We start from the raw sequence: 392 nt of genomic DNA, 5'->3' as shown, positions 1-392 counted from the left end.
CAACTCCGTGCTGGAGGCGCTGCGGGCGCGCATCCCCGTCGAGGTCGTCTACCTCGCGTCGCGCCTCGACGCCGACGACCGCACGCGTGAGATCGTCGACATCGTCGCGGGCCGCGGCTACGACCTCCTCGAGGTCGGCAAGCCGGAGCTCGACCGCCTCACCGACGGCGCCGTGCACCAGGGCGTCGCGATCAAGGTGCCGCCGTACGAGTACGCCGACGTCGACGACCTGCTCGACGCGGCCGAGGCGACGGGTCGTCCGCCGCTGATCGTCGCGCTCGACGGCGTGACCGACCCCCGCAACCTCGGCGCCGTGCTGCGCTCGGCGGGCGCTTTCGGGGCGCACGGCGTGCTCGTCCCCGAGCGTCGCGCCGCGGGCGTCACGGCGTCCG

1 protein-coding gene is annotated in these 392 nt (G+C 75.0%); it reads left to right on the top strand.

The annotated features are described in order from the left end of the window. Positions 1-392: RNA methyltransferase substrate-binding domain-containing protein (locus G3I78_RS50430; protein WP_275424959.1), on the top strand; the 392-nt coding region annotated here is incomplete at both ends.

Source organism: Streptomyces sp. SID13726, assembly GCF_010548375.1.
Lineage (GTDB): Bacteria > Actinomycetota > Actinomycetes > Streptomycetales > Streptomycetaceae > Streptomyces.
The sequence above is the reverse complement of the archived record's forward strand: the minus strand, read 5'-3'. Positions and strand labels throughout refer to the sequence as shown.